This is a genomic window from Brevibacillus sp. NRS-1366 (assembly GCF_050467985.1).
This window is the reverse complement of the sequence record NZ_JBITPN010000005.1, coordinates 150,324-176,933: the sequence shown is the minus strand read 5'-3', so window position 1 is coordinate 176,933 and position 26,610 is coordinate 150,324. Positions and strand designations below refer to the sequence as shown.

Sequence of the window (26,610 nt, the reverse complement as noted above, 5' to 3'; positions counted from 1 at the left end):
ATGCAGATTCAGTTTTGAAGGTACGAACGTAAGGACCAGATGATAAATCATCTGGTCCTTTTTGCATGATAAAAAAGGGTAATGATTTCCTTGAGAGTTTACCTCGAGAGTAATCTAATCACCGGGAACTTCCGGTATTTTTTTGCTGATGTTCAAATTTATAGTATAAGAGAATCACTATCAGGACAAAAATGGTGAAAGGCGATTTACCAGTACCATTTGGTTGACTAGTCAGAAAATGACTGTGTTTAAGGCCTGTGAAGAGGAGGGTTAGCTAACTGAAACCGCTGATTTTGCAGCTGAGACCAAAACAGTGGACAAAGTGCCTACTTGTGTTTGCTGCTCCCATTTTCGCGGAAAAATTCCTCGACCCCAGTGCGATGTTGAAGACTGTCATCGCTTTCTTTTGTTTTGCCTTGACCGCAAGCGCTGTGTACATTGTCAACGACATCATGGATGTTGAAAAAGACAGATTGCACCCGGAAAAAGCGAAACGTCCGATCGCGTCTGGAGTACTTAGTATCCGGACAGGCATTTTTTTCGGGGTGTTTTTATTGATTTTTTCATTATCAGTAGCCTACTATGTCACCCCTGTTTTTTTCGGAATCCTTATTTCCTATTTCACCATCAATCTCTTATATTGTGCGTGGCTGAAGCATGTCGTCATTATTGACGTTATGATCATCGCTTTAGGGTTCGTCCTGCGTGGTTTCTCTGGTGCAGCGGTGGTGGATGTAGGAATCACTTCCTGGTTCATTCTTTGTACAATGCTGCTAGCCTTGTTTCTTGCTTTGAGTAAAAGAAGGCACGAAATTGAAATGCTAAACGGTGACAGAGAGAAACAGCGAAAAGTACTCGAGCATTATTCGATAAAATATTTAGATCAGCTCATTTCGATTGTTACTTCGGCCACGATTATGACATATTCCCTCTATACGGCGAGCTCAGGTCCGAATGCCTATATGATGTGGACGATTCCGTTTGTCATCTATGGCATTTTCCGCTATTTGTACCTGGTCCATATGAAACAAGGAGGAGGGAGTCCGGAAAAGAGTTTGCTGGACGATAAGCATATCTTGCTGACGGTTATTCTTTTTACCTTTAGTGTTATTGGCATTAAAACTTATTTGCAGTAACAGCCATGACGCAGCAAATGGAAGTTCATCATAAAATAGGTCGACCAAGTTCCATACAGAACGAGATGGTTTCCATAAAGGAAGAGGTAAAGGGACAACTGGAGCGGGATGACAGGAGTGTTATTAATATGGTCAGATCTATGCAAACGATTTTATCAGGATGGGGGAACTTTCCAAAACAGACTGGACATGTCTACAGGCCCGAAAAGTATAAGGAATTACAGGAGATTTTACGATTGAGAAACCAATCAAACTTTATTTCCCGGGGGGCAGGAAGGAGCTATGGCGATAACGCTTTAAACGAAGAAAACGGCGTCATCCTGCATACTCGGTTAAACCGTTTTCTATCCTTTGACAAGCAGACGCATGTATTGGAATGCGAGGCAGGGGTTACGTTTGGAGAGATCATCGAATGCTTCTTACCGCATGGGTATTTACCACCCGTAACCCCGGGAACCAAATATGTAACAATTGGCGGTGCCATTTCCAATGATGTACATGGTAAGAACCACCACAAAGATGGCTCCTTCAGCAATCATATTTTGGATTTTAAGCTGCTTGTCGCGTCAGGGGAGTTTCTGACTTGTTCCCGTGAGGAAAATCAGGAATTATTCTGGGCCACGGTCGGAGGAATTGGTCTCACCGGAATTATCCTGAGTGCCCGGATCAAACTAATGAGGGTCGAATCGGCTTTTATAGAGGTGGATTACAAAAAGGCTTCAAATCTCGATGAAACCATCGTTCTTCTAAGTGAAACGGCTGGGGAGTACCAATACTCAGTGGCCTGGATTGACTGTTTATCGAGAGATCGCTCAATGGGCCGTTCGGTTCTTATGCTGGGAAACCATGTGATGCAAAATGAGTTGGACGGCAAGGTGGAGCCTTTTTCGTCGAAGAGAAAAAGAAATGTGAATATACCTTTTCACTTTCCTTCTTTTGGGCTCAATCCTTACAGCATGAAAGGGTTCAATTCTTTATATTATCACCGTTTCAAAGATGGTTTTCGGGAAGTAGCAGACTATGATTCTTTCTTCTATCCCTTGGATAGACTATTAAACTGGAATCGACTGTACGGAAAAGCGGGGTTTATTCAATATCAGGTAGTATTCCCTATGGAAACAGCCAGCAAGGGGCTGGCGGTACTTCTGCAAAAGTTAACACAGGCGGGAGTGGCTTCATTCTTAGCGGTCTTGAAGACATTAGGCGAGAAGAGCGGTGGGTTGTTATCTTTTCCGCGTGAGGGCTATACATTGGCTTTGGATATACCGTTAAAGGGCGGAACTGAGACCTTAGGGTTCATTCGAAATTTGGATCAAGTGGTGTTTACCCATGGGGGGGTCTTGTATTTGGCGAAGGACTCGATCATTTCACCGGATCTATTTGCCCATATGTATCCAGACCTTCCGAAGTTCAGGGAAATAAAAGACAAAATAGATCCCTGCTGTCTCTTCTCATCCTCGATGGCCAGGCGGTTAAAGATCGTAGGGAATTTGGAATGAAGAAGAACATTTTAATCATCGGAGGAACATCCGGCATCGCAAGATCGATCGCTAATCAATATGCCAAACGAAATCACCCATTGATTTTAGCCGGGCGCGATAGCGTTGAAATGGAGAGGCTTTCATCCGACATCCGAATTCGCTACCGGGTTCCTGTCTGTGTAAAAATATACCATGCTGAAGCCTACGATGAACACTCCGTTTTCTTTGCATCCTGTTTGGAAGAGCCCGGTGTTCTTGGCGGAATTATTTTGGCCTACGGATATATGGAAGATCAGCAATCGGCCCAAGCAGACTTTAGAAAAGCGAAACAAATGATCGAAGTAAACTATACCTCCTGTGTGTCTATATTGGAGACGGCAGCCCGCTATTTTGAACAGCAGCGGAGCGGTTTCATCGCTGTCATTTCTTCTGTTGCCGGGGATCGTGGCAGACAAAGTAACTATATTTACGGTTCGTCGAAAGGGGCTTTATCTGTATATTTACAGGGGTTAAGGAACCGGATGTATGCTTCAGGCGTACATGTGGTGACAATCAAGCCTGGGTTTGTAGATACTAAAATGACATATGGCTTAAACGGGCTTTTCCTGGTGTCGAAGCCTCAAGATGTGGCAAAAAGGGTCTACCTAGCGATTCAAAATGGGAAGGAAGTCGTTTATGTGCCTGGTTTTTGGGCATTTATTATGGGGATAATCAAGGCAGTTCCGGAGCAGTTCTTCAAACGCTTCAAACTGTGAATAAAGAAGACTTAGTCTGGGTTATCCATGCAAACTAGAAAGCAGTAGAAGGGGCTCCATTCATGGTGAATAAACAGAAGTGGTTTACCCGAATAAAACGGAGGGGGGAAATTTTTTCATTACGATGGCTTTCTAACGATTGGGCCATAAGTCTTATCTTGTTTCTTTTCGCTTTCCTCATCCGCTTGCCATACCTGTATGATGTTCCCAGGTTCATCGATGAGTGGAGAGAGATTGAGCTGGCTGCCCAGATCGCAAGGGGAGAGATATGGCCGCTGCACAATACATCCCATGATATAGGAGCGTTTCATAATTATATCTTGGCAGGTCTGTTTAGGCTATTTGGATTTAATGTGTACATACCCAGGCTATATGTTATGGTCACCAGCGCAGCTACCGTAGTAGTTACTTTTTGGATTGCCAGGCATTGGGCAGGAAGGCTAACGGCTGTTTTCGCCGCCTTACTCTTGGCAACGAACAGTATGCACATCCTGGTTACGCATATGGCATGGTCGAATGATACCACTCCTTTTTTCGTAGGATTGGCCGTACTCATATCACTCAAGGCTATGGATCAGGAAAGACGGTCATTATGGGCTTTGACTGGGTTCGTATGGGCCATTGCCCTGCAGACTCATCCATCCGTGATCGCTACTTTGCTGGGTGTCATTTTCTACCTCGCCCGCCAGTTTGGCTGGAGAGCTTTTTACCATGCCCGCCTTCGAGCTGGGATCGCTATATTTATAGCGGTATATAGCAACATGATTCTTCATAATATGATCAAACCGTTGGATTCAGTTCTTTGGGTAAAGCGTAAGGGATACGCGCTGAATAAGGAGTACTCGATTCAAGGTTATTTTCACAACATGCTGGAAATGGGCGGTGAATTGATTCGTGCTTTAGCTAGTGCCTTTCCAGATGGGAAAGGGTGGTTGCACGGCATAAGTTCATTCCTTATGCTGTTATTTATCATCGGGCTGGTCAACGGGTTTAAACGTTTATTCCATTTCCGTAACGGATCTTTTCTATTAGCCATTGTTATCTCCAGTTTCCTAGTGATTCCGATGTTAAACGGTCAATATAAATTCTATATATGGACAAGATATATTGCCTATCTATTTCCTCTTTGCTTTGTCGTGGTAGCCATCGGGTTTCAAGCATGGATTTGGAGTTGGGTGGACAGAGACCGGATTCGGCAGTGGAAGCAGAGCCTTCAGTTTAGATCGGTTCTGGCCGCTGCATGGGCACTTATCCTTATCTTGCCACTGCTTCACTTTTACCAGTACACCGAGTCATATATTCAATCCGGGAAGGATAACTCCGCAGAATTTTTAGCTGTAGAGACCCTAGAGTCCAGATACACCAATCAGACGGTCATAGCCGTAGACAAGCAGGTCAAGCAAGCTGAAGCCGTCAGCAAAATGCTTAGGGTGAAAGGGTACAGAAGTCCTTTGATTGGGGTAGATCCGAACGAGGCGCGCAAAGTTCAAGCCCTCCAATCGAATAGGATCGAAAAGCTAGATGTGACCTACAAGAGATGGAAAAACACGTTTGAGCAGCACCAGCCTGATACCGTATATGTACTGTCGCTTAAAAATAAACGCATAGTAACAGCTTTATTTGGTATTACCTGGATAGAAGGAGAGATCATTCGCGGGAAAAGCGGAAAACAGATTTATTTTATAGGCCGAATTGCTTCCTTTGATTCTTTTACAAATCACTCAGTATCTTTCAAAAGGCCGGCGAAACATTAAACTTTTGGCGAGGATTCATCTGCATAGATAATTCGGTTGAAACTGGGGATGATATTGGTGAAGTAACCACCCATTGACTGATGCATGATTACTTCCATTCAATAATACGACAGAGGTTTTGATGATGAGAGTTTTAGTAAAAGACGATATCTTTGTCATTTTGCAGTTACTGGGGATCATGACAAAGTCCTTTTTCTTTGTTTACCTAGCCATTCATATGACTTACTCGTTAACTCCTTTTCATCTGGTGGACGTCCTAAAATCCTTGCCGCTGCACTTCTCTATCTATTTAACTTTCCTATCATTTGTATTTTTGACCAAGCGAAAAATTTACATGGCCTTCTTCTTGAATGTTATCGTCAGTATCATTCTATTGATGGATTTGGTGTATCTTAGATGTTTTGGGGTTCCAACTTCATTTTTCTCACTGAAGATGATTGCGTATATGGGGGATGTTAGTGATGCAGTATTTGATCTTTACCATGGGGTTTATTTTCTTTTCTTTGGAGATGTGATCTTTTGGTCACTGCTGCTATTAATTTTTCGTAAATCGTATTCGAAAACAGCCATTCAAGGGTGGAAATTTTTCACCTATCTGACTATTGCGGTAGTGACTGGTTATGCAGCGTATCCTGAAGGATTAGTGCAAAAAGTACTGAGCATTAAACACCGCCCCATCTTTGCCATTCAAAAAGTCTCCCCCATCGGTTACCATATGTTCGATTCCTATGAGTTTTTTCGGTCATCTCAAGCCATCGCATTCTCAGATCATGACAGAAAAGAGGTCGATCAGTGGTTTTCGCAAAATAGGGAGATAAATAAGCGACTGGCCACGGACGAGCGGCTGTACAAAGGGATCTTTCAAGGAAAAAATGTAATATTCGTTCACTTTGAGTCCCTGGAAAACGGTGTTATCAATCAACGAATTCATGGACAAGAAATCACTCCCCATTTAAATAGGCTGCTCGCCCATAGCTTTTATTTCCCTAGAATCAAGGAACAGGTTGGGGAAGGAAATTCAGCGGATGCTGAATTCACGGTATTCAACTCTCTATATCCATTACCCCAGGGTATTATCAGCTTACGCTATCCTTCCAATCGCTACTTTGCCTTTCCTAAAGAACTGGCTGTGAATGGATATGAGACAGCGGCTTTTTTGGGAATGAAAGCAGGGTTTATGAACATGGCCATTGTATTGCCTAACTATGGATTTCAAAAAATATTTTCCTTGCCGTTTTATCAATCAAATGAAAAAATCGGTTTGGGGATCCCAGATCAGGATATGTTCGATCAATCCATCCCTTATATTAAGAGCTTAAAAAGCCCATTTTTTGCGTATATGATTACCCTGACAAACCATGTACCCTATAAATTGCCCCCACATATGCGAACACTTACTACGGCACCGAGGATGAAAAATGATAGTGTTTTCAGGTACATACAGAGTGTCCACTACGCTGATCAGGCGTTGGGTTCTTTTATAGAGGGATTGAGGAAAGAACGATTGCTCGACCACACAATCCTAGTTATTTACGGTGATCACCAAGGAGTTAATAAGTATTACGCGAAGGATGTACAAAAAAGCGGACATTCCTGGTTGAAAAAAAATGACAAGAATTTGCCTCTCTTGATTTATCATCCCTCCTTGAAAGGAGTAATGTTGAACCAAATGGGGGGACAAATCGATATTCTTCCAACGGTCCACCACTTGCTTGGCTTGCCACAGGATCCGCGGGCTGCTTATCGTGCCGGCAGAAATCTGTTTAGTTCATCGAAGGGGTTTGCTGTTCTACGAAATCAACGATATGTATCAGACGACATAAGTGATGGCGGAATTCGTCATCACCGACAGAAGGGTATCGAGATAAGTACGAAAGTTATACAGGGAAACTTCTTTCGAGACCCTAATTTTTAGTACCAAACAGGATTACACTCCACATCCTAAAGTAGCATGTATAGGGAGAGAGGTAAAATTCCGATAAAGAAGAAGACCGCTCCGGTAACTGGAGCAGTCTCTCATTAATCGGGATAATGCTCTCCATCTCCATTAAAGAGGGTTCGCACCTTCTCATATTGCCTCACCGGCAAATGAGGAAAGACAATCGCTAATTGTCCCTGTTGTATAGGCAATCCTTCACTCGGATCCTCGATCAAGTGTGGGATGCCCATTGCCTCCATTGCACGGGTGTAATCAGCAGCATCATCCCAAGATACGGGGTAGTAAATCGATTTGTTCTCCAATAAAAGCACACTCCTTTTTGGATAGTATGCCCACAGATGTTGGGAAATATCGAGGAATCCAGTATACTAATCAACATCGAGTCGGCGGGGCGGCGAGGGGGGATTTGCATTTCATGAAAACCAAAGCCGAAAAACGATATGAAGTGGATTTGTACGAACCGATTCGAAATTATTTTGTAGCCCATGGCTACGAGGTTTTTGGTGAGGTCAAGCATTGCGATGTGACGGCCATAAAAGAAGATGAGCTCGTGATCGTTGAATGCAAGCTGCATCTAAATGCTGACCTATTAATCCAAGCAACGAAAAGACAGCGCCTAACGGATGAGGTCTATATTGCGATTCCAAAGCCGAAATACAGTCTTTTCTCAAGGAAGTGGCAAGATATTACCCATTTGATCCGACGGTTGGAGCTAGGCCTGATCCTCGTTTCCTTTTCTGCAAATGGCGCCGCGATGGAAATCAAAATACATCCAGGTCCATTCGATCGATTAAAAAGCAAGCAACGAAATCAGAAAAATAGAAATAAGGTCATCGCAGAGATAAGAGGACGTTACGGTGATTACAATGTAGGAGGAAGCAATCAGACTAAGATTATGACTGCTTATAAGCAAAGCTGTATTCAAATAGCCAGTCTCCTTCAAAAATTTGGACCGCTGTCTCCGAAACAACTTCGGCAGATGGGAACAGGAGATAAGACCTTATCCATGCTTTCCAAGAACTATTACGGATGGTTTCAGAAAATGAGCCGAGGCGTATATGCTGTTACAGATGCCGGACTACACGAAATAGAGGCCTATCCAGAATTGGTGTCCCATTATGTACAATTGCAAAAGGAAAAGAAAGAGTAGACTTCGCGAAAAAAACGAAAGCTACTCTTTCTCTACGTTCATTTCTATTTCACCATGAACTCTGCCGCCATTTTTCCAACCAGCGCCCGTCCAGCATGGATTTCAGGATGAAACTGGATCGTTGCTTTTTGCCGTACATACTCGACTTGAAGAACCGCTTTCTGAAGTAGATTTTGGTCTGTTAACGCTCCACGGGAATAAGCCATGGATAGCCCTGCGACTGTTCCTTGAGCCATTGCTACCTTGGCACTCTCAATACCGGTGATGTTGCCCGCGACATAGAGCCCTGGAAGTGTCGTTCGCATATTTTCATCGTGAAGCGGCACGTGTCCGCCTAAAGAAGGAACATAAGCAAACGGACAACCCGCGATGGCAGCCAATTCAGCAAGCGGGCTTAATCCGCCCGCAATACAAACAAAATCAGCAGGAATGATTTCTTCCGTTCCAGGGACCTGTTCGCCATCTGGCGTGATTCGAGCAATGCGTATACCTTCGACCTGATTGACTCCGACAATCTCAAGTGCCGTTGTACGCAGCTGGATCGGGATGTTCCACATGGAAAAGCCTTGCGAAGGATAGAGGGTGACAGCCAAGCGCTGCATCCAGCTTTTTTTGATCAATGAGCTGCCCCACCGAATCAGGGGAGACGGAGCCAGATGTGCCACTCGCAAAAGGGAGCGCATGACGGATTTAGGCCGGCCAGCATCTCCTGTAAGAGCTGAAAGGGGAGGAAGAATCATCCGGTCGACCTTAATTCCTGCAAGCTGTAGCTCACGAGCAATGGCGACAGATAAAATATTAACTCCGATAACGACCCCGCGCTCACCAACCCGTACACGCTGGACATTCGTCATGACCTGAGCGGCCCCAATGGACATCGTACCAGGCAATGTCCATCCAGGTACGGGAACGGCTGTCTCTGAAGCGCCTGTAGCAATGAGTAGCAGGGGGGCCTCTATTTCTCCTTCTGTAGTAGATACCGCCCAGCCATCATTCATCCACGCTACATTGTAAACAGATACCCCGCAGCTAATCTCAACGCCAACTGATCTCGCTTCCTGATCCAGCCTGGCAGCCTCGTCCACGCCATTCCACCAAGTACCATCCGGTTCCTGATGAAGCTGTCCTAGCAAGCGGCCACCAGATCGGTAAAATTCATCCACCACACGAACCGATAATCCATGCCTGGCGCAAGCGATGGCTGCTGACAGGCCGGCCGGTCCTGCTCCAATAACGAGCACGTCAATCATGGGCCACTCCTCCTTTTTTCAGAGGGGTAGGCAAGAGGGTTCCAGCTGTTACCTTCATGCCTTCCTGTACCAAAGTCATACAGGCTCGAACGGTTGGAATACCATTCACTATGACGCGACATTCATAACAATGACCGATGTTGCAGTAGATCCCCCGCGGTGTCCCCTTTTCTTCGTGTACCCGCAATGTCCGCACGCCAGCAGCCAAGAGTGCAGCGGCAATCGTCTCACCCTCGTAGGCGGTATAATGCGTTTCATTAAAGGTAAAGTGTAACGGGGTTCCTGGAGTAAGCGAACCGAGGACGGGATGGTGCAAAATACGCTGGCTCATGATTTTCGACCTCCGAGCGTCATAAACGAGATGGGACGGACTGGTGGCTGGTATCCAAGCGGTACAGTATGAGATGGCACTTGGCCAGTTGTTTGCTCAATGACCGAATCAACCAAAATACGGCAGGTACGCCCCCCGCAGCAGCCCATCCCTGCACGCGTCCGTAATTTCAATTCCCGAGCGGTGCATGGATAAGCTTGAACGGTCTTCTGCAGGTCGGCCAGCGTTACTTCTTCACAGCGGCAGACAATTAACGGTTGCGAGTCCATGATGGGACCTCCTTTCATTTCTGTTCAATGAGAAAATGCAAATGTCGTGCCAGCATGGGAAATCCATTTGGAAAAGGGGCATTGCGGCAAGCAGCAATGGCTAGTACGATAAGTGGCACAGGTATTGCTTTATGGAGTAAAGAACAAAGAGCATGCGGAAAGGGATGACGAAGATGGAGAAAGTGAATCGACTGCGTCAACAATTCTCGGTATTAGGAATTGACGGAATGCTGATCACAAATGCACAAAACCGGCGTTATTTGACCAATTTTACGGGTTCCTATGGGGTGGTGCTTATTTCAAAGACCCAAGCAAAGCTGCTGACCGACTTCCGTTATACAGTACAGGCTGAGACACAGGCTCCAGGTTTTGAAATTGTCCAATTGCCGACAAAAGAAGCTGTTTACAGGGAAGTGTCCCGTCTCGCTGAAGAAATGGGGATCAGGTCACTTGGTTTTGAGGAAGCAAACCTAACGTATGCGCTGCACCGCAGTTACTTGCATGCGGCAAAGACAAAAGTGGAGTTGGTCCCAACAGCAGGAGTTGTAGAGAATTTACGGATGATCAAAACAGCAGATGAGCTAGAAAAAATCCGGACAGCGGCCCAGATCGCAGATGCAGCGTTTATGCATATTACCTCCTTTTTGCGTCCAGGGATTAGCGAATGGGATGTGTCTAATGAATTGGAAATGTTCATGCGAAAAGAAGGAGCTTCGGGCTCTGCCTTTGACATGATTATTGCATCCGGTCACCGCTCTGCTCTGCCTCATGGGGTAGCAAGTGAGAAGCTAATCGAGTCGGGAGATATGGTGACGATGGACTACGGTGCCCTCTACCAAGGGTATCGCTCCGATATTACACGTACGGTAGCTGTCGGGGAGCCATCTGAGCAATTAAGAGCAATCTACGGAATCGTTCTGGAAGCGCGCAATCGGGCAGTAGCAGGCATTCGTCCAGGCATTACAGGAAAAGAGGCGGACGCTTTTGCCAGAGATTACATTACCGAGCAAGGCTTTGGGGAGCGCTTCGGTCATGGGATGGGTCACGGTGTCGGCTTGGACATACACGAAGAACCGTTCATGTCTACACGCTGTGCAGCGATTCTTCAAGCAGGCATGGTGTTGACGGTGGAACCGGGTATTTACATTCCGGGTCTAGGCGGTGTACGAATCGAGGACGATTTGGTCGTTACAGAGGAAGGCAATTCTGTGTTGACACATTCCCCGCGTGACCTCATTATCTTGTAACAGCGATAACCTGGAAAACCCTTGGCCCTTTAGGCGGTCAAGGGTTTTTGCCTGTTCCTTGTTGTCACTCATCAGGCTATGTCTAAATCCTGAGACAGTATTTATTTCGAATTGTAAAAGATATTGTACAAAAAGCACACTGATTTCGTGTAATTCCTCCTTTTTCCAATTGGCATACATCTTGCATTTTCTGTATTTTGCAAAAATAAAACGAGAAGAGAATGAGGGGTTGATCGTTTGAAAAAAAGTATGTTTACCTTGATCAGCAGTGTGGCTGTGTTAGGAGTGGCACTCGCTGGATGCGGAGGAGGACAGCAAGCCTCACAACCGGCAGATCAGACGCAGCGAGGGCAAGCGCAAACACAGTCAGGCTCTGCTCCTGCATCAGCAGAAAAACCAAAAGCAGAACAAGTGCTGCGCTGGAATCTGCATTCTGAGCCTCCTACAGGAGATCCTGGCCTGGCGGAGGACACGACCTCGGCAGCAATTACCAAAGCTGTTTTTGACGGTTTGACACGCATAGGTCCGTCCGGAAAACCAGAGGAAGCCGTTGCAGAGAAAATCGACGTTTCGAATGATTTGAAAACGTATACATTTACGCTGCGGGAATCAAAGTGGAGTAATGGAGAACCGGTGACTGCCCATGATTTTGAGTATGCGTGGAAACGTGCACTCGATCCGAAGACAGCATCCAACTACGCCTATCAGCTCTATTACATCAAAAATGCGGAAAAGGCGAACAAGAACGAAGGAAAGCTGGAAGATGTAGGGGTAAAGGCCCTAGATGACAAGACGTTGAAAGTGGAGCTGGAGAATCCAACACCATTTTTCCTCGAGCTAACTGCTTTCCAAACTTATTTCCCGGTAAATAAAAAGGTGGTTGAATCTGCGCAAAATTGGGCAGGTGATGCCAAGACTCATGTGGGCAACGGACCATACAAGATGCAGGTTTGGGATCATAAAAGCAAGATGGTTCTCGTAAAAAATGAGAATTACTGGGACAAGGATAACGTCAAGCTAGACAAGATTGAGTTTTCCATGGTAGAGGACGAGAACACAGAGCTGTCCATGTTTGAAAATGGAGAGATTGACTGGGCAGGCGCACCACTCAGCTCCTTGCCAATAGATGCGATGCCTGCTTTAAAAGACAGCGGCAAGCTGCAAGTAAAGCCAGTGGGAGCTACTTATTGGTATAAGTTTAATACGGAAAAACCACCGTTCAATAATGTGAAAATTCGAAAAGCATTTGCCTACTCCATCAACCGTCAAATTTTGATTGATAATGTCCTGCAGGCTAACCAGCAACCAGCCATGGCAGCCGTTCCCCCGACGATGGCGCTCAACCAGGATGGCTACTTCAAGGACAACGACCAAGAATCAGCTAAGAAGCTGCTGGAGGAAGGGATGAGTGAGCTGGGGATTACCAAGCTGCCACCGGTGACACTTGTCTATAACACATCAGAAGGACATAAAAAAATCGCGGAGGCGATCCAGGACCAGTGGCGTAAAAACTTGGGAGCAGAAGTGAAGCTCGAAAACCAGGAGTGGAAAGTGTACCTGGAGACGATGCACGCAGGTAATTATCAAGTAGGACGTCTGGGGTGGTCGGGTGACTTCAATGATCCGATCAACTTCCTCGAGCTGTTCAAGGAAAAAAATGGTGGAAATAATGATACGCGCTGGGAAAATCCAAAGTTCAAAGAGCTGTTAAACAAATCCGCAACAGAGGGAGATGCAGAGAAGCGCAAGGCGATCCTGCGAGAAGCCGAACAAATCATGATGGACGAAATGCCAATCATGCCGATCTACTTTTATACACATACATGGGTGAAAAATGACAAGGTAAAAGGAGTCTTTCAGGACGGTTTGGGTGCGATCGACTGAAAATGGGCATCTATCGAATAACGATTCGAACGGGGGAAGGGCTATGAAAAAATGGGGAAGTGTGATTGTTGCAACGATGCTGACGCTCTCACTGGCTGTAGCGGGATGTGCAAATCAAGGACAGTCTTCTGGCTCTGCAGACGGGAATGAAATCTTGGTCGGCGTACTCCTGCCTGTAACGGGAAACAACGCGACCGACGGAAAAGACATGCAAAATGCGATCGAAATGGCCGTCAAAAAAGTAAACGATGCTGGCGGTGTGCTCGGAAAAAAACTGAAGATAGAAGTGGCCGATGACGGCTGCGACCCGCAAATGGCAACGACTGCAGCCAACAAGCTCGTTTCACAAAATGTAGTAGCCGTAGTGGGCGGCTACTGCTCTGGAGCAACTTTGCCGTCTTCTGGTGTCTTTAAAAATGCGAATATCCCGATGATTGTCCCCGCAGCGAATTCAGCCAAATTGCCTGCCCAAGGCTATGACACCCTGTTTTTAATTAACGGCCTAACCCCTGACCAAGCTCAAACCGCCGCAGATTACATGGCGGCCAATCAGGCAAAAAAAGTAGCCCTCGTCCACGACAATTCTGCATATGCCAAGGACCTTGCCGATTTTGCCAAGGCTGCCGTCGAAAAATCAGGAGGCACTGTTGTCGCTTATGAAGCGATCAATCCGGAGGAGAAAGATTTCAGCGCTCTCGTCACCAAGCTCAAAGGGATCGGTCCAGATGCGACCTATTTCACTGGCTATTATGCGGCAGGAGGCTTGATGGTCAAGCAATTCAAGCAAAAGGGCGTATCTGGCCTGTTCCTCGTAGGCGACGGATCGTTCAGTGAAGACATCATTAAAATCGCAGGAGCTGACAATGCAGAAGGACTGCTGATTACGGCGACCCCTACCGCCGAGTTTATCGAGGGCGCAGAAACATTCACCTCGGAATACAAACAAACCTATAACAATCTGGCACCGGGACCGTTTTCCGCGCTTAGCTACAATGCCGTCAATTTGTTGGCTGATGCTGTGAAACGGGCCAATTCTACGGATCGCGACGCTGTTAAAAAAGCGATCAAGGAGACCAAAGGCTTCAAAGCACTGGGCCAAACGATATCGTTTAATGCACAAAACACCTTGGATACCTCCAACTTCGCTGTTTTAAAAGTAACGGGTGGCAAGTTCACTCTGGCGAAGTAGCCAATAACGAGGTGCGCCCACGAAACGAAAAGAGGGGTGAATGCATGGATATTCTGGTCCAGACGATCGCTGACGGATTGGTTATCGGCGCTTTTTATAGCCTGATTGCTCTGGGTTACACGATGGTTTTTGGCATTATCAAGCTGCTCAATTTTGCACATGGTGATCTGTATATGCTAGGGGCATTTGTCGGGTATTCTCTCTTGAGCGTGATTAGCGGCTATGGCTCCGGTGCGGGCTTGATGGGGATTGTGATTGTACTGTTTTTGACGATGGTCATTGGCGGTGCTATAGGAATGGGGATTGAGCGGGTGGCGTATCGGCCGCTGCTGCTCGCTCCCCGACTCTCCATCTTGATTACGGCGATAGGTGTATCCCTTTTTTTGGAAAATGGCTCGATGCTATTTTGGGGAGCGCAGTATCAGGTGTATCCGCTCCAGCTCTCAAATGACGGGTGGGATTTGTTCGGGGCACATATCACCTATACACAGATAGGGCTTGTGCTGATTTCGGCTCTTTTGATGCTCGGGCTGCACCTGTTCATCAGCCGAACCCTTTATGGCAAGGCGATGAGGGCGATCGCTCATGATCAAACAGCCTGCCATCTGATGGGCATCAACGTCCATAAGGTCATTGGCCTCACCTTTTTTATCGGTGCTTCTCTCGCAGCAGGCGCAGGGACGATGGCGGGCGCCTACTACGGAACGGTCAACTTCATGATGGGCTTTATTATCGGGTTAAAAGCATTTACGGCAGCAGTCTTGGGAGGAATCGGCAGTATACCGGGAGCCATGCTGGGAGGGCTGGTGCTCGGCATGATGGAAACGGCAGGAACCTTTCTTTTTGGTGGTTCGTGGAAGGACGTCGTAGCCTTTTCCCTGTTGATTCTGATCCTGGTGCTGAAGCCAACAGGCATCATGGGTGAAAAAGTGACAGAGAGGATGTAGCGGATGAATCCACTCGGAAAAAAGCTCTTCATCGTCCTGCTCTTCATCATAGCGTGCCTGTTGCCATTCCTCTCCAACAATTATTGGCTCGATGTGGCGACGCTCGCCTTGTTCTACGTCGTGCTGGCTCAAGGGCTCAATGTGGTCGTCGGATTTGCCGGGCTGCTCGATTTGGGCTACGCCGCTTTTTTTGCAGTCGGCGCGTATACGACGGGAATCCTGATGACGGTCTATCAGTGGTCGTTCTGGCTGACGCTGCCCGTATCCATGGCACTCGCCGCCGTAGTTGGCGTCATCATCGGCGCCCCCACACTTCGTTTGCGCAGTGATTACTTGGCAATCGTCACCTTGGGCTTTGGGGAAATTATCCGCATTTTAGCAATCAATCTCAGTATTACAGGTTCAGCCTCGGGAATTTACGGCATACCGCGTCCTTCTATCGGTCCTTATGTGCTGGCTGGTCAAATGGACTTTTACTATCTGATCCTGATCATTGCCGTACTGGCAGTTCTTGCAGTGAAGCGGCTGGGAACATCGCGAATCGGCAGGGCCTGGATGTACATCCGGGAGGACGAGGATGCGGCGGAAGCAATGGGAATCAACCGCATCAAAATGAAGCTGCTTGCCTACTCCATAGGTGCGGTCATCGGCAGTTTGGCAGGCTCTGTTTTTGCTGTGAAAATGAGTGCGATTGCACCGCTTAGCTTTAGCTTCACCCAGTCGATCATGATTTTGCTGGCTGTTGTCCTGGGAGGACTGGGCAGCATTCCTGGTGTTGTACTCGGGGCGGTCCTCGTAATCGCCCTGCCCGAGCTCCTTCGATCCGTGGAGGACTGGCGGTATCTGATCTTTGGCGCCGCTTTGGTTGCTATGATGCTGTTCAGACCCCAAGGCTTATGGCCTGCACGCTATGAGTCAGCCAAAGACTCCAAGCAGGGTGGGATTGTGGCGAGCTCAGAGGGAGGTGACGGGGATGTCCAGCTTGACAGTGAAAAATGTAACGCTTAAATTTGGCGGGCTTACGGCTGTCCATGATTTGTCCTTTGAGATACCTAACTGCTCCATTACGAGCATTATTGGACCGAATGGAGCCGGGAAAACATCCGTTTTCAACATGATCACTGGATTTTATCGACCGACAACGGGGCAAATCCTGCTGGATCGTGAAAACCTCGTCGGGAAAAAGCCGAGTGAGATTACACGCCGGGGCCTTGCACGAACCTTTCAGAACCTGCGCCTGTTTCCTAATCTGACGGTACTCGACAACGTCAAATCAGGCATGCACAGCCGGACAAAGCAAGCAGTCTGGGGAGCATTGTGGCATACCCGCGCGCAGCAAAAAGAGGAGCAGCTCATTGAAGATGTAGCGCTTGACTGCCTGTCTTTCGTCGGCATGGAAGCGTACAAACAGCGAATTGCTAAAAATTTGCCGTACGGCGCGCAGCGTTATTTGGAAATCGCGAGGGCATTGGCTACCAAGCCTCAGGTCCTGCTTTTGGATGAGCCGGCGGCAGGCTTGAACTACGAGGAAAAAGAGAGCCTCATCGACCTGATCAGACGCATCCGTGAGCAATACAAGCTGACTGTGCTCATCATCGAGCACGATATGGGCCTGATCAAAAAAATCTCGGAAAATGTGATTGTCCTCGATTATGGACAAAAAATTGCGGAGGGCACTCCTGCAGATGTCTTGAATCATTCGCGCGTTGTAGAAGCCTACCTGGGAAAGGAGGAGGCCATGTGAGTGCCCTGCTTACGATCAGTGGGATTCATTCGTTTTACGGTAAAATTGAAGCGCTGAAAGGGATTAGCATGGAAGTGCGCCGAGGGGAAATCGTCGCCTTGCTCGGCAGTAACGGGGCTGGAAAAAGCACCACGCTCAAAACAATCTCTGGTCTTGTCCGCCCAGCGCGTGGCGATATCCACCTGGAAGGTAGAAGCATCGCTGGTTGGCCACCTCACCGAATCGTGGAGGAAGGGATCATTCATGTACCTGAAGGACGGCGCATTTTTGCTGGACTTACCGTGCGTGAAAATTTGGAGCTGGGCGGATTCACACAAAAGAAGAAAGAAGTCATTTCTGCTGGGATCGAACAAGCATTTTCTCTGTTTCCTCGCTTGAAGGAGCGGAGCTCACAATTGGGAGGAACCCTGAGTGGTGGCGAACAGCAGATGCTGGCCATTTGCCGAGGCTTGATGGCGCGTCCCAAGCTCCTGATGCTAGATGAGCCGTCAATGGGACTTGCTCCAATCATTGTGCAGGAGATTATGCACATCATCAGAGAAATAAACAAGCAGGGTACGACCATTTTGTTGATTGAACAGAATGCCAAAGCAGCACTTCGGCTCGCGCACCGTGGCTACGTTCTCGAAACGGGACGAATCGTCATGGAAAATACGGCGGATGTACTGCGAGGGGATGAGTCCATCGTCAAGGCTTATCTCGGTGCCTGAGGAAAAACAAAAGGCTGCTGTCAAACGACAAAGGAGGAATCAACCATGGAATTGGTCCGGATTTTGTCTGAGGTGTTACCACCTAGATACGGGTGTGATTACCGAATTGTGGGGCGTCGCCTTCGCTCGCTTTTTTCTCGCAAAGATAAGAAAACAGGCCTGTAGCCGTATTGTCAGGCTGTCGAGACGAGATCGACAGCCCTTTTTTTCGTGGAGTAAGCCATTAGCTACTTGTTTAATTTGTTATATAGGGTAGCACGAGAGATCCCTAACCGCTTGGCTGCCGCCTGTTTGTTTCCGTTTTCGAGCTCAATCGCTCGCAGAATGACCCGACGCTCATGCGCTTCCAGCTCCTGCTGCAAGGAAATCAGATTATCTGGCAATTCAATGGGGGAGGTTTTGGGTTGTCCTTGCAGAGAATAGGGCAAATCCTCTTCTTTGATGATTCCATCTGTCGCAAAAACAACCAGTCTCTCAATTGCATTTCTCAGCTCGCGAATGTTGCCGGGCCAGTCATACTGGAGCAGGTTTTGCATGACATTTTGTGAGATCGCGTGAACGGGTCGGTTGTATCGCAACGAAAATTCATAGAGGAAAAAGTGGGCCAGCTCAATGGTATCCTCAATTCGCTCGCGAAGCGGAGGAATCTTTAATGTAACGACATTGAGTCGATAGTAGAGGTCCTCGCGAAATTTTCCTTCCTTCACCATTTCCTCTAGATTTTTATTGGTCGCAGCGACGACTCGAAAGTCAGCCTCAATCTGCTTAGTCCCACCTACTGGATAATACTTTTTCTCCTGCAAAACACGAAGCAGTTTCACCTGCATATCGAGCGGCATTTCTCCTACTTCATCGAGGAAAAGCGTGCCTCCGCGCGCAAGCTCAATCATCCCTTTCTTTCCTTTTTGATCAGCCCCTGAGAAGGCCCCTTTTTTATAACCAAACAGTTCGCTTTCAAACAAAGTCGGCGAGATAGCCCCACAGTTAATGGCAACGAATTGCGCATGGGCATCCTCCCGCACATCATGCACCGCTTTGGCAAACAATTCCTTGCCGACACCGCTTTCTCCCAAGATGAGTACAGTGGCTTGGGTCGCACCTAACTTTTGGATCATGGTTTTGACTTGCCGGATCGCGTGGCTGGTTCCCTTGATCTGCCCAAACGGGTCGGGGGAGGGACTTAGCTTAGCCATCTCCTGCTCTAAATGGTTCACTTTTTTGTTGGCGTTGAGCAGCTCCTGGTTGAGCCTGACTTGACTGGTAATGTCTGTTTCGGCGGCGACAGCGCCAATGATTTTTTCATGCAGATAAATAGGGTTGGTATTGATCAATACGACGAGGTCTTGGCGCGGCTGGTGCTGATGACGGTAGAGAGAATGCCCGCTTTTCAGGGATTGAATCGTTTCGAGCATTTCCAAAGGGAAGAAATCAGTGATGGGACGACCGATGATGTCCTTCCTCTTCAAGGAGAAAATTCGCTCCGCTCCTTCTGTCCAGACCATGACACGCGCCTCTTCGTCAATCACGGAGATGGAAGCGTCCATCGTTTTGATCATGGTCTCGAAATACGCTTCTAGTACCTCGTACGATTGAAAAATCGCCTGCAAGGCACGGGAGCGGTCGAGATAGCCAACAGGCTTTGCCTGCTCATTTGCGATCAGTAAATAGGAATATTCGCGAAGCAAAGAAATTGCTCTGGGAAGAGGAAGATCTGCAGGGATGACAGACGTTTTTTCCCACGGGGGCAGCGCAAGATCGGTCGGGGTGCTAGCTGTCAATTGAGAGGAGCGTGCCACGTGCCAGCCACTCGTTATTTCCACAAAAATGGGAATATCCGCTTCCTCTGAAATGGGAAACAGCTCCTGATACCGATAAATCAGCATGCTTGTCTGCATCAGATCTGTTAAGGCAGGCAGTTTATGTTTCAACCCGATCATCCCTTTTTAAGAGTGTATAAAAAAATAAACACTTTCTTATTAATTATACACTCGTTGTTTGAGTTGTAAAATAATTTAGACAAATGGTCCAGAAAAAAAGTAAATACAAGTTGGCATACAGCTTGCAAAAAGATAAAAGCGTGAGAACTCACACTACGCTTTTGAGGAGAATCAACCATGATTGCACGAAACCAAACCCACGCCCAGGTAGCTGTGATCGGCGGAGGGATTATCGGTGGAGCTATCGCTTATTACGCTGCCCAGGCCGGACTGGATGTAGTGGTGCTGGAAAAAGGCGAGCTGGCATCAGGCACTTCCTCCCGTTGTGACGGGAACATCTTGGCAATTGACAAGGACCCGGGCTTCGACAGTCAAATGTCGCTACAAAGCCAGATGCTGGTCGATCAGTTAAACCGGGAGTTGGACCACTCCTTTGAGTACCGTGCTCCGGGCAGTATTCTCGTCTGCGAAACAGATGCGGAGATGGAGGCAGCGAGTGAGTGGGTAAGGCGACAAAAAGAAGCAGGACTGCCATTTCGGATGCTCGATCGCTCTGATATCAGGCAAGAGTCGCCTTATTTTGCTGACGATCTCTTGGGCGGACTGGAATGCGCCACGGACTCCACTGTTAATCCGTACATGCTCACCTATGCCCTGTTCGAAGGAGCGAAGAAGTATGGGGCGCGGATCATGCTGCGCACCGAGGTGAAATCCATCAAACGGGACCAGGCATCAGGCACTTTTTATCTGGAGACGGGAACAGGCAGCGTCACTGCCAAACAAGTTGTCAATGCTGCTGGCGTCTGGGCGCCCTACATCGGTCAGATGGTAGGGGTGGAAATTCCCATTTATCCACGCAAAGGACACTTGATTGTTGCTTCGAGGCAACTGCCTGTCGGGATACGGAAGGTGATGGAGTTTGGTTATCTGATTTCCAAGTTCGGAGGTCAGCGCCTCGTGGATGAGGAGACGGAAAAGTACGGTGTGGCATTGGTGTTTGAACCGACGGAAAGCCAAAATTTTCTCATCGGCTCGAGTCGCCAGTTCGTCGGATTTGACACGCGAGTGGATCTGAGGGTCGTTCGGTGCATGGCCCGAAGAGCGTTGCGGTTTTACCCGAAGATTGCCGACTTTGCGATCATTCGCACCTATTGCGGACTGCGACCGTGGACAGAGGATCACCTGCCGATCATCTCTCGCGTAGAGGAGATCCCCGGCTATTTTATCGCGGCAGGGCATGAAGGGGATGGAATCAGTCTGGCAGCCGTCACGGGAAAAGTGGTGTCACAGATGCTTAGGGAACAGAGTGAAACCATCATCCCGCTCACGCCTTTGCGGCATGATCGCTTTACGAGAAAAGGGGTGTTGCATCCATGAAAGCAAGCAGGGTGTTTTCGACGGTTGATACGCATACCGGAGGGAATCCCACCCGCACGGTGATCAGCGGTCTGCCCAAGCTGGAAGGGCAGACGATGGCAGAAAAAATGCTTCATATGAAAGCGGAATACGACTGGATTCGCACACTTCTGATGTATGAGCCGCGCGGACACGATGTGATGTCAGGGGCTCTGATCGTAGAGCCGTGCCATCCCGATGCAGACGTAGGTGTGATCTACATCGAAACCGGCGGATACTTGCCGATGTGTGGTCACGATACAATCGGGCTGTGTACCGCCCTGATCGAGACCGGTATGGTTCCCGTATCGGAGCCAGTGACCAAGCTAGGGCTGGATACGCCAGCGGGACTGGTGGAAGTAGAGATCCAGGTAAAGGGAGGCAAGGCGCGGGAGGTGTCTTTTACGAACATCCCTGCTTTTCTCTACAAGCAGGATGTAAGCGTAGAGGTGGATGGACTTGGATCTGTCACGTGTGACATCGCCTATGGAGGCAATTTTTACGCGATCACGGATGCGCAGAGGCTCGGTCTTGAGCTGGTTCCGTCCAATGCTTCTACGATCATCGACACAGCGGTCCGTATCCGCAAAGCCATCAATCAGGCAGTAGAGGTGGTTCACCCTGAAAAGCCGTTCATTCGCGGGTTGACCCACGTGGAATTCTACACAGCGCCTGACCATCCCGATGCTGATGTGAAAAATACAGTCATTGTCCCCCCAGGAGGGATTGATCGCTCTCCATGCGGAACAGGAACCTCTGCCAAGCTGGCGACCTTATTTGCGAAAGGTGAAATTAGTCTGGGCGAGCCGTTTGTACATGAGAGCATCGTAGGTTCCCTGTTTACAGGAAGCGTGCTGGAAGAGACAAAAGAAGGCGGATTGACTGCTGTCGTCACACGTATCGCCGGTTCCGCCTGGCTGATGGGAAAGCATACGATCTTTTACAATCCGGAAGATGAGCTGGCAGCGGGCTTCTTGCTCATCCCGGAAGCAACTGATCACTAAGATAGCGGATGTTCAAATAAGTCCGAGCAACAGAGCTAATCAATCAATATAGAAGTGAAATGACGAGAGGAGAAATGAAAAATGGGACGATTTGATGGGGTTTATGTAGCGCTGGTTACACCGTTTACAAAGGATCAGGAGGTAGACTACAAGAGACTTACTGAGCTGTGCGAATGGCTGATCCAAGAAGGCATTGACGGTCTGGTTCCTTCTGGTTCACTGGGTGAGTACGCAACGATGACAGGAGAGGAGCGGGCCAAGGTAATCAACACAGTAATCGCAGCGGCAAAAGGACGTGTACCTGTCGTGGTTGGTTCTGCTGCTCCATCCACGCGTCAGGCAGTCGAATGGGTGCAATTTTCCAAGGACGCTGGAGCTGCGGGTGTCATGGCACTGCCGCCGATCAACTACAAGCCGCTCGAAAATGAAGTGTTCGCTCATTATGAAGCACTGAATACAGTGGGGCTGCCGATCATCGCATACAACAATCCCCACGATTACAAAATTGATTTGACGCCGGACATTTTGGCTCGTTTGTCCAAAATGGAAAATATAGTAGCGGTGAAGGAGTTCACAGGTGATGTACGTCGCATTCAAGATATCCTCGCCCTGTCTGATTTGGAAGTCATGGTGGGAGTAGACGATTTGGCGATGGAAGGTGCTTTGGTGGGAGCGACGGGCTGGATTTCCGGTGTGCCAAATGCGCTGCCAAAAGAAGGCGTGGAGTTGTTCCGTCTGGCTAGAGAAGGCAAATTGCAAGAGGCACAAGCGCTTTATCGCCGTCTCCTGCCGTTGTTCCACTTCGATGCCAGTCCGCAACTGGTCCAGTCTATCAAATACATGATGGAGCTGGCTAATTTCCCAGTCGGGCCAACAAGACCGCCACGTCTGCCTCTGTCTGAAGAATATTATGCTGATATCAAAAAGGCGTTTGACTACGCTGTTGGTACCGTGAGCGGACGATAAGGAGGTCAGGCACCATGCAGAGCAAAAACTGGATTGGCGGCGAGTGGATTATTCCGTCTGGGCAGGAAGTGACAGTCAAAAATCCGTCGCGGATTACCGAGGAGGTGGGAGTCCTGCGGTTATCCGATTCCTCCCATGTATTCGCTGCCGAGCAAGCGGCAAGATTGGCGCAAAAGTCTTGGGCAGAGCTGACTGGTGCTGCCCGGGGCGAGATTTTGTTTCAAATGGCATCGGCTCTGGAGACGCATGCGGATGACCTGGCTCGTCTCGCAAGTCAGGAAATGGGGAAGCAAATCGGTGAAATGCGTGGGGAAGTAGCACGTGGAGTCAATCTATTGCGCTATTATGCGGGGGAAGGAATGCGGTCCAACGGGAATCTGATTCCTTCGGCAGATACGAATGTCCTGCAATACAGCCGCCGTGTACCACTCGGTGTCGTAGCGGTGATTACGCCATGGAACTTCCCTGTAGCGATCCCGATCTGGAAAATCGCGCCCGCCCTGATCTGCGGCAACACAGTGATCTGGAAGCCGGCCGAACACGGCGCGCTGACAGCGACACGACTGGCAGAGATATTTGCCGAGACTAAGCTCCCCGCAGGCGTATTGAACCTCGTGATTGGAAAAGGCCGTCAAATCGGAAACACGCTCATAGAAGAGGCAAAGATCGATGCGGTCAGCTTTACCGGATCGACCGATACGGGAAAACAAATCGCGGTCGGATGTGCCGGCCGCAACATAAAGTATCAGACCGAAATGGGCGGAAAAAATGCTGCTGTTGTTTTGGCAGATGCCGACTTGGACAAAGCGGTCCCCATCCTGCTGAGCGGCGCTTTTCGTTCCGCTGGACAAAAATGTACAGCAACCAGCCGGATCATTGTGGAAAAGGCGATCTATCAACCATTGGTGGAACGGCTGCAGACTGCAATGGCCGCTCTGCGAGTCGGCGAAGCAAGCGATCACGGAGCCTATCTGGGACCAGTGGCATCAGCTGCGCAATATGAGACGGTAGGGAAATACGTATCGCTCGCAAACGAGCAAGCGCGACTCGTGGCCGAAAGTCCAGCGGCTGCTGTAGCCGATCAGGGTTATTTCATCCGCCCGATGATCGTGGAAGGCGTCGATGCCAGCCATGCACTTGTACAGGAGGAAGTATTTGGTCCGTTGGCTGTACTCTTGGCAGCAGACGGCTTTGAAGAAGCGGTGGAGCTGTGCAACCAGAGCGTGTACGGACTCAGCGCATCGCTGTTTACCCGCGATCTGGCGAGTGCTCATCGCTTCCTGGATCTCGCGCAGGCCGGAATGGTCAGGGTCAATCAGGAAACCGCAGGTGTGGAATACCAGGCGCCATTTGGCGGGATGAAGCTGTCCAGTTCCCACACGCGGGAGCAAGGACAGGCAGCGCTTGATTTCTACAGCGAGATCAAGACCTGCGCGATTAAATACGCCTGGTAGCCAAAGGACATCCTGGTAAAGGTGAGGATACAATGCAAATCAATCAGCTATTTACGACCATTGACTCTCATACGGGGGGAGAGCCGCTTCGTATCATTACGGGTGGGATTCCGCCACTCAAAGGCGAGACGATCCTGGAAAAGCGGCGATACTTTCGGGAGAACCTCGATTACATCCGCCGTGTCCTGATGTACGAACCGCGTGGACATCACGGGATGTACGGTTGCGTCATCACACCGCCTGTCAGCTCTGATGCCGCATTCGGAGTACTGTTTTTACACAACGAAGGCTACAGTACGATGTGCGGGCACGGAATTATCGCTGTTGTCACTGCTGCCATTGAAACCGGTATGCTGCAACTGACAGGGTCTGAAGAGAACATTGTCATCGACAGCCCGGCTGGAAGAATTTTTGCTCGTGCCAATGCAGAGGGAACGCAAGTCAATTCCGTCTCGTTTGAAAATGTCCCATCCTTTGTCTATGCCAAAGACGTACCTATTGAGTGGGAGGAACGTACTTTCCACGTCGATATTGCTTTTGGTGGAGCTTTCTACGCCGTAGTCCAGGCCAAAGACCTGGGGGTACAGGTAGAAATCGAGCAGTTGGCAAAGCTTCAGGAGTGGGGCGCGCGAATCAAGGAACAGATTGAGGCAGCCATGCAGGTAGTTCATCCACTGGAGCCCGAGCTGGTCGGCATCTACGGCGTCATCATTTCGGATGAGTCGAGAAAGCAAGGCTCGGACCTGCGAAATGTCACGATCTTTGCCGATAAGCAGGTCGATCGCTCTCCGTGCGGGACAGGTACCGCTGCTCGTCTAGCTACTTTGTACGCCCGAGGCGAGCTGGCTATTGGTGAAAAGTTTGTCCACGAAGGCATTGTCGACAGTCAGTTTATCGGTACCATAATCGGAACAACACAAGTAGGAGGCTACCCCGCTATCGTTCCGACGATCGAAGGAAAGGCCTTCATAACAGGCCTGCACCAATTCGTCGTCGACCCAACTGATCCCCTGGCAGATGGATTTTTGCTGCGATAAATCGTACCCGAGAAAAAAGGTTGCACGTTATGTGCAGCCTTTTTTGAATGTTTTTTTGTTTCCTTAAAGCAAGACAGGAAAACACTTACCACTGTTGCGAGGAAAAAGGAGAAATTAGCGAAGGTCTTTGGGACCCGTACCGAAGCGGAATGGAAAAAGGGAAACACGCTCTTAAGCGTCCACCTCTGAGTGGCCCCATTGAATCGGCTGCTTTGGACGCGGTTTCCCTTTTGGAATGGAACTGTGCAGGGATGACCCACAGTAGGGGGCCCAAGAACCTGGAGCGTTTTCTCCTTTTTCCTCGCCTCCGCAACAGCTCGTCCAAGTGCTTTCCTGTCACAATACTGCCACGAATTTGGACGTCTGCTTTTTACCGACACTTCTGTTATAATGGCTTGGATAGGTAAAATTAAGGGAAAAAAGGGGTTGAGGTTGTGCCTTATAACGCGTTAAAAGAAGCGCATATTGGTGGCTGGGAAGTCGCATTTGTCCTGTTGATCGTGGGCTATATCTTGTATCGTTTGGGAAAAGCAAAAGCAGGCAAAATCGTACATATGTTGCTCAGACTGATGATTGTCATTATTCTCGTATCGGGTCTTTGGATGCTCTTCCAGTATCATGCGAGCGATTTCTACTTCTATGTAAAAGGTATACTCGCTATCATTACATTCGGTTTGATGGAAATGTCTTTGGGACGAGCTCGTAGACAAGACGCTAGTCTTGGCTTCTTCATCGGAGCGCTCGTTGTCATGGTTCTTGTGATCATGCTCGGCTACCGTGTATTCTCTTAATCAACGAAGTGGCTATAGGCTTTCGTTTGCAAGGAATGCTTGCAGGCGAAAGCCTTATTGTTTATGGATAAGGAAGACACTTAGGCGAAATCGGATCAAGCTGCCAGAGCAGACGGTAGGCAGCCTTTTTAGTATCGTGAAGAATTACTCCACTTTATATAAAGGGAATGGCGGAAAACTCCTTTTTTGATATAATGACTGTAGAACGAGTACAGTCTTTTTTTGTGTGATTTGCAATGA

Annotated in this window: 24 protein-coding genes; 19 read left to right on the top strand and 5 right to left on the bottom strand. The window is 48.5% G+C overall.

Annotation, left to right across the window (positions count from 1 at the left end; translation table 11 throughout):
• Positions 1-293: 293 nt before the first annotated feature.
• The 5 genes from ACIFQN_RS03855 to ACIFQN_RS03835 all read left to right on the top strand — a co-directional run bounded on the left by ACIFQN_RS03855 (position 294) and on the right by ACIFQN_RS03835 (position 7,041).
• Positions 294-1,136, top strand: a complete 843-nt coding sequence (locus ACIFQN_RS03855; RefSeq protein ID WP_429831700.1) for a decaprenyl-phosphate phosphoribosyltransferase — start codon at positions 294-296, stop codon at positions 1,134-1,136.
• Positions 1,137-1,264: 128 nt separating this feature from the next.
• Positions 1,265-2,635: an FAD-binding protein gene (locus tag ACIFQN_RS03850; RefSeq protein ID WP_429831699.1), complete on the top strand. Its 1,371-nt coding sequence runs from the start codon at positions 1,265-1,267 to the stop codon at positions 2,633-2,635.
• Positions 2,632-3,372: an SDR family oxidoreductase gene (locus tag ACIFQN_RS03845; protein WP_429831698.1), complete on the top strand. Its 741-nt coding sequence runs from the start codon at positions 2,632-2,634 to the stop codon at positions 3,370-3,372. Before ACIFQN_RS03850 ends, ACIFQN_RS03845 begins: the two co-directional genes overlap by 4 nt.
• A gap of 62 nt (positions 3,373-3,434) precedes the next feature.
• Positions 3,435-5,126: an ArnT family glycosyltransferase gene (locus ACIFQN_RS03840; RefSeq protein WP_429831697.1), complete on the top strand. Its 1,692-nt coding sequence runs from the start codon at positions 3,435-3,437 to the stop codon at positions 5,124-5,126.
• Between the two features lie 121 nt (positions 5,127-5,247).
• Entirely contained in the window at positions 5,248-7,041 is a 1,794-nt protein-coding gene (locus ACIFQN_RS03835) for an LTA synthase family protein (protein ID WP_429831696.1), read from the top strand.
• Positions 7,042-7,145: 104 nt separating this feature from the next.
• On the opposite strand, the gene ACIFQN_RS03830 is transcribed toward ACIFQN_RS03835, so the two are convergent.
• Complete coding sequence (locus ACIFQN_RS03830; protein WP_429831695.1) at positions 7,146-7,376, bottom strand: hypothetical protein; 231 nt, start codon at positions 7,374-7,376, stop codon at positions 7,146-7,148.
• Positions 7,377-7,480: 104 nt separating this feature from the next.
• On the opposite strand from ACIFQN_RS03830, the gene ACIFQN_RS03825 reads away from it, so the two are divergent.
• On the top strand, positions 7,481-8,215 hold the full coding sequence (locus ACIFQN_RS03825; protein ID WP_429831694.1) for a DUF2161 domain-containing phosphodiesterase: 735 nt from the start codon (positions 7,481-7,483) through the stop codon (positions 8,213-8,215).
• A gap of 44 nt (positions 8,216-8,259) precedes the next feature.
• Here the strand turns inward: ACIFQN_RS03825 and ACIFQN_RS03820 are convergent, their stop codons facing one another.
• Genes ACIFQN_RS03820 through ACIFQN_RS03810 form a run of 3 tightly spaced genes read right to left on the bottom strand, consistent with a single transcriptional unit; the run spans position 8,260 to position 10,068 of the window.
• Positions 8,260-9,465 (bottom strand): NAD(P)/FAD-dependent oxidoreductase, encoded by a 1,206-nt coding sequence (locus ACIFQN_RS03820; RefSeq protein ID WP_429831693.1) that lies wholly within the window; start codon positions 9,463-9,465, stop codon positions 8,260-8,262.
• Positions 9,458-9,796 (bottom strand): (2Fe-2S)-binding protein, encoded by a 339-nt coding sequence (locus ACIFQN_RS03815; protein ID WP_429831692.1) that lies wholly within the window; start codon positions 9,794-9,796, stop codon positions 9,458-9,460. Before ACIFQN_RS03815 ends, ACIFQN_RS03820 begins: the two co-directional genes overlap by 8 nt.
• A complete protein-coding gene (locus tag ACIFQN_RS03810) occupies positions 9,793-10,068 on the bottom strand; it encodes a (2Fe-2S)-binding protein (protein ID WP_429831716.1) in 276 nt (91 codons plus the stop codon). The genes ACIFQN_RS03815 and ACIFQN_RS03810 overlap by 4 nt, the downstream gene beginning before the upstream one ends.
• 170 nt (positions 10,069-10,238) lie before the next feature.
• Between ACIFQN_RS03810 and ACIFQN_RS03805 the strand changes: the two genes are divergently transcribed.
• The 7 genes from ACIFQN_RS03805 (at position 10,239) to ACIFQN_RS03775 (ending at position 17,786) form a co-directional block, all read left to right on the top strand.
• Positions 10,239-11,312, top strand: a complete 1,074-nt coding sequence (locus ACIFQN_RS03805) for a M24 family metallopeptidase (protein WP_429831691.1) — start codon at positions 10,239-10,241, stop codon at positions 11,310-11,312.
• 237 nt (positions 11,313-11,549) lie between these two features.
• Complete coding sequence (locus ACIFQN_RS03800) at positions 11,550-13,196, top strand: peptide ABC transporter substrate-binding protein (protein ID WP_429831690.1); 1,647 nt, start codon at positions 11,550-11,552, stop codon at positions 13,194-13,196.
• Between the two features lie 43 nt (positions 13,197-13,239).
• On the top strand, positions 13,240-14,385 hold the full coding sequence (locus tag ACIFQN_RS03795) for a branched-chain amino acid ABC transporter substrate-binding protein (RefSeq protein WP_429831689.1): 1,146 nt from the start codon (positions 13,240-13,242) through the stop codon (positions 14,383-14,385).
• A 44-nt stretch (positions 14,386-14,429) separates the two neighbouring features.
• Positions 14,430-15,332, top strand: coding sequence for a branched-chain amino acid ABC transporter permease (locus ACIFQN_RS03790; protein ID WP_429831688.1), 903 nt, complete (start codon positions 14,430-14,432; stop codon positions 15,330-15,332).
• 3 nt (positions 15,333-15,335) lie between these two features.
• Positions 15,336-16,340, top strand: a complete 1,005-nt coding sequence (locus ACIFQN_RS03785) for a branched-chain amino acid ABC transporter permease (protein ID WP_429831687.1) — start codon at positions 15,336-15,338, stop codon at positions 16,338-16,340.
• Positions 16,306-17,076 carry an ABC transporter ATP-binding protein gene (locus ACIFQN_RS03780; protein WP_429831686.1) on the top strand — a complete coding sequence of 257 codons (771 nt, stop codon included), beginning with the start codon at positions 16,306-16,308 and terminating at the stop codon, positions 17,074-17,076. Before ACIFQN_RS03785 ends, ACIFQN_RS03780 begins: the two co-directional genes overlap by 35 nt.
• Before the next feature lie 5 nt (positions 17,077-17,081).
• Complete coding sequence (locus ACIFQN_RS03775; RefSeq protein ID WP_429831714.1) at positions 17,082-17,786, top strand: ABC transporter ATP-binding protein; 705 nt, start codon at positions 17,082-17,084, stop codon at positions 17,784-17,786.
• A gap of 227 nt (positions 17,787-18,013) precedes the next feature.
• Here ACIFQN_RS03775 and ACIFQN_RS03770 read toward each other — a convergent pair whose 3' ends face one another.
• Complete coding sequence (locus tag ACIFQN_RS03770; protein ID WP_429831685.1) at positions 18,014-19,714, bottom strand: sigma-54 interaction domain-containing protein; 1,701 nt, start codon at positions 19,712-19,714, stop codon at positions 18,014-18,016.
• Positions 19,715-19,900: 186 nt separating this feature from the next.
• Here ACIFQN_RS03770 and ACIFQN_RS03765 point away from each other — a divergent pair, with 186 nt between their 5' ends.
• The 6 genes from ACIFQN_RS03765 (at position 19,901) to ACIFQN_RS03740 (ending at position 26,370) form a co-directional block, all read left to right on the top strand.
• Positions 19,901-21,100, top strand: a complete 1,200-nt coding sequence (locus ACIFQN_RS03765) for an NAD(P)/FAD-dependent oxidoreductase (RefSeq protein ID WP_429831684.1) — start codon at positions 19,901-19,903, stop codon at positions 21,098-21,100.
• Positions 21,097-22,122, top strand: coding sequence for a 4-hydroxyproline epimerase (locus ACIFQN_RS03760; protein WP_429831683.1), 1,026 nt, complete (start codon positions 21,097-21,099; stop codon positions 22,120-22,122). The genes ACIFQN_RS03765 and ACIFQN_RS03760 overlap by 4 nt, the downstream gene beginning before the upstream one ends.
• Positions 22,123-22,203: 81 nt before the next feature.
• Complete coding sequence (locus ACIFQN_RS03755; protein WP_429831682.1) at positions 22,204-23,088, top strand: dihydrodipicolinate synthase family protein; 885 nt, start codon at positions 22,204-22,206, stop codon at positions 23,086-23,088.
• A gap of 14 nt (positions 23,089-23,102) precedes the next feature.
• Positions 23,103-24,542, top strand: coding sequence for an aldehyde dehydrogenase family protein (locus ACIFQN_RS03750; RefSeq protein ID WP_429831681.1), 1,440 nt, complete (start codon positions 23,103-23,105; stop codon positions 24,540-24,542).
• A gap of 32 nt (positions 24,543-24,574) precedes the next feature.
• On the top strand, positions 24,575-25,579 hold the full coding sequence (locus tag ACIFQN_RS03745; RefSeq protein WP_429831680.1) for a proline racemase family protein: 1,005 nt from the start codon (positions 24,575-24,577) through the stop codon (positions 25,577-25,579).
• A gap of 434 nt (positions 25,580-26,013) precedes the next feature.
• The gene (locus tag ACIFQN_RS03740) at positions 26,014-26,370 is read left to right on the top strand and encodes a YisL family protein (RefSeq protein WP_429831679.1); all 357 of its coding nucleotides are present in this window, start codon (positions 26,014-26,016) and stop codon (positions 26,368-26,370) included.
• Positions 26,371-26,610: the final 240 nt, after the last annotated feature.